At 65.5% G+C, this 3775-nt stretch carries 2 protein-coding genes and 1 pseudogene; 1 reads left to right on the top strand and 2 read right to left on the bottom strand.

The features are described 5' to 3' along the window. The coding region (leuS, locus tag RT123_RS15645; protein ID WP_313010163.1) for a leucine--tRNA ligase at positions 1-2559 on the bottom strand (2559 nt) is incomplete at its 3' end. A 176-nt stretch (positions 2560-2735) separates the two neighbouring features. Further along, complete coding sequence (locus RT123_RS15640; RefSeq protein WP_313010160.1) at positions 2736-3200, bottom strand: DUF3576 domain-containing protein; 465 nt, start codon at positions 3198-3200, stop codon at positions 2736-2738. A gap of 339 nt (positions 3201-3539) precedes the next feature. Between RT123_RS15640 and RT123_RS15635 the strand changes: the two are divergent. Continuing rightward, positions 3540-3775: pseudogene (locus RT123_RS15635) on the top strand (hypothetical protein); the annotation flags it as partial.

Here is a 3775-nt window from a genome sequence, read left to right as displayed (position 1 = left end):
GATGCGGTCCTTGACCACGACAATCTTCTTCACGCTCAGACCCTCCAGCCGCGCCTTGACCGTTTCGTCGGCCAGGACCAGGGCTTCGACCTCGGACGGCTCCATGCCGCGCGGCACGCGGATTTCCGCGCGACGCTTGCCGTTGATCTGGATGGGCAGGACCACCTCGTCGTCGGCCGCGAGCGCAGCGTCCCACACGGGCCACGGCGCGTCCAGAACCATCCCGTCTTCCCCCAGCCGCGTCCAGGCTTCTTCGGCCAGGTGCGGGGTGAAGGGGGCGATCAGACGGGCCAGCGCCGACAGGGCTTGACGCTTGGCGTCGCCGCCGGCCCGGGCATTGTCGCGAATGGTGGCGACGAAGGCATAGAGCTTGGCGATGGCCGAGTTGAAGCGGAAGCCCTCGACCCCTTCGGACACGGCCTTGATGGCCTTGTGCGTCTCGCGCAGCAGCTCGGCGTTGGCCTTATCTTCGCCCGCGAAACCGGCGTCATAGGTGTCGAACAGGGTCCAGGCGCGCTGGACGAAGCGGCTGGCGCCCTCCACGCCGCCAGGGGTCCACTGCACGTCCCGCTCGGGCGGGCTGTCGGACAGGACGAACAGGCGACCGGCGTCCACGCCGTGGCTTTCCAGGATTTCGGCCGGCGCGACGACGTTCTTCTTGGACTTGGACATCTTTTCGATGTCGCCGATGACCAGGGTCTCGCCGGTCGACAGCTGGCGGGCCGAGCGGACGCCGTTGTCGTTCTTGAGCTCGACGTCAGTCGGCTCGACCCAGGCGCCGTCGGCGCGGCGGTAGGTCTCGTGGACGACCATGCCTTGGGTGAACAGGCCGGCGAACGGCTCCTTCACCGACAGCATGCCGGCGTCAGACAGGGCGCGGGTGATGAAGCGAGCGTACAGCAGGTGCAGGACCGCGTGCTCGACCCCGCCGATATATTGATCGACAGCCAGCCAACGGTCGGCGGCGGCCTTGTTGATCGGCGCCTCGGCCGTCGGATCGGTGAACCGCGCGAAATACCAGCTGGAATCGACGAAGGTGTCGAGCGTGTCGGTCTCGCGCGTCGCGTCGGCGCCGCACGACGGGCATTTGACGTGCTTCCAGGTCGCGTGACGCGCCAACGGGTTGCCGGGCACGTCGAAGGTCACATCATCAGGCAGGACCACCGGCAACTGATCGGCGGGAACCTCGACGACGCCGCAGGACGGGCAGTGGATGATCGGGATCGGGCAGCCCCAATACCGCTGGCGCGAAACACCCCAGTCGCGCAGGCGATAGATGGTCTCGGCGCGGCCTTGGCCTGCGGCCTCGACCTTGGCGATCGCGGCGGCCTTGGCGGCCTCCACGTCCATGCCGTTCAGGAAGTCGGAGTTGAAGATTCGTCCGGGGCCGACATAGGCCTCGGTTCCGATCTCGACTGTCTCGGCGTCGTCGGGTTTGACCACCGGCGTCACCGGCAGATCGTATTTGCGGGCGAAGTCGAGGTCGCGCTGGTCGTGGGCCGGGCAGCCGAAGATGGCGCCCGAGCCATAGGTCGACAGCACGAAGTTGGCGGCCCAGACGGGCAGGGTCTTGTCCGGATCGAAGGGATGGCGGACGCGGACGCCCAGATCCACGCCCAGCTTCTCGGCCTTTTCGATCTCGGCTTCGCTGGTGCCGGTCTGAGCGCAAGACTTGATGAAGTCCGCCACGTCCGGCCGATGTTCGGCGATGGCCTTGGTCAGGGGATGGTCGGGCGCCAGGGCCAGGAAGCTGGCGCCGAACAGTGTGTCGGGGCGGGTGGTGTAGACCTCGATCGGATCGCGGGCGTGATTGGGTTCGCCCTCGGGGGAGGGGGGCAGGAAGGCCGGCGCCTCGGCGATGTCCCACCACAGGGTCGCGCCCTTGGACTTGCCGATCCAGTTCTCTTGCATCAGCCGGACCTTTTCGGGCCAGCGATCCAGGGTCTTCAGGCCGTCGATCAGGTCGTCCGCATAGTCGGTGATGCGCAGGAACCACTGGTTCAGCTTGCGCTTCTCGACCAGGGCGCCCGAGCGCCAGCCGCGTCCATCGATCACCTGTTCGTTGGCCAGGACCGTGTTGTCGACCGGATCCCAGTTGACCACCGCATCCTTGCGATAGACCAGACCGCGCCGATACAGCTCCAGGAACCAGGCCTGTTGCTTGCCGTAGTATTCCGGGTCGCAGGTGGCGAACTCGCGCGACCAGTCCAGCGACAGACCCAGCAGCTTCAGCTGTTCGCGCATGTTGGCGATGTTGGAATAGGTCCAGCCTTTCGGGTGGATGCCGCGCTCCATGGCCGCGTTCTCGGCCGGCATGCCGAAGGCGTCCCAGCCCATCGGGTGCAGAACGTCGTACCCTTGCGCGCGCTTGGACCGCGCCACCACGTCGCCCATCACATAGTTGCGGGCGTGACCCATGTGAATGTTGCCCGACGGATAGGGGAACATCTCCAGCACATAGTATTTCGGCCGGCCGGTGTCCTTCGTGACGAAGGCGGAAGCCTCGGCCCATCGGGCCTGCTGGCGGGGTTCGGCGGTCTTGGGTTCGTAACGGGCCACGGTCGTCCTGAAAGTCGAAAGGGCGCTGACGCCCTCCCGGCTCAACTAGCCCGAAGGACGACAGCGCCCAAGAAGTAATGCGTTTCGGCGTTCCCAGCAGGTCTGACGAAACTAAACCAGTAGGCGCTCAAGTAGCCCAAAGGGCGGTAGCGCCTAGAAATAAAGCGAGCGCGGCTTTAGCCGGCGTTCGACAGATTCAGCTGGCGCGCCTTGGTCAGGATGGCGTTTTCCAGATCGGCCTCGGTCTGGGCGGCGACCGGGGCGGCGGTCCACTGACCATCGGCGCCCTTCATTTCCTTGGTCACCGTGACGTTCAGCGCGTCGGCGCGCAGACGGGTGTCCAGGATGAAGACGGTCGCCTTGAAGCGCTCGTTCGGCGTCTGGGGGTTGATGTACCAGTCATAGTTGATGACGCCGCCCCACGGATCGGCGGTCAGCAGCGGCATGAAGCTGAGGGTGTCGAGCGAGGCGCGCCACAGGAAGGCGTTGACGCCGATGCCCTGTTGCACGTTCGTCTTGGGCGCAGACTTCTTGCCGCCGACGAAGGGAATGCTCGAGCAGGCCGACAGGGACGCGCCCAGGGCCACGCCCGAGACCAGCACGACCGCGACGTTCCGAACCAAGGCCTTGTTGAGGCTCATCAAGAGAAGTCTCCGTAAACTCAGGGACGTGAGAGCCCTCGCCCGCACGCGCGCACGGCATGAGAAATGCCGACTGCCAGGCTCTATAACACGGCGAAAAGGGGCGATGACAAGGCGAAGTCGGTTCCAGTCGCATCACGCGTCGCGGTGTTTTCTGAAGGTCCTGTGAGATTCCGCCGGAATCCGCCCGAATCCCGTGACGCCTGAGACACATACGCCGACAACAATGCGCGGGAACCTTGTTATCGCCGGCTCATTGCGTTGACCGCGCAGACACCCGGTGTCTAATCGCGGGGCTCACGACCATATAAGGTCGGTTCAGGGTTGAAACGCCGCCTCATGGCGGGGTTCGAAGGATTTGGTATGCGGTTCGGTGGTTTCCTGGCTGTGATGATGGCGACGACGGCGATGGCCGCGTCGACGTCGGCGCTTGCCCAAAGCACATCCACCGTTTCCCTTTCGGAAGCCCAGGCGGCGCAGCGCAATGCGCCGGCGCCGCAGCGTCGCGGCCTGCGCCTGAATGACCGTGGACGGTGGGGTCTGGATTTCAACCTGAACCAGCCTGTGGGTCGCGA

Origin of the sequence: Brevundimonas vesicularis (assembly GCF_032067225.1) — a bacterium.
Classification (GTDB): domain Bacteria; phylum Pseudomonadota; class Alphaproteobacteria; order Caulobacterales; family Caulobacteraceae; genus Brevundimonas; species Brevundimonas vesicularis_F.
Note: the sequence above shows the minus strand (reverse complement) of the source record. Positions and strands in the feature narration are given on the sequence as shown.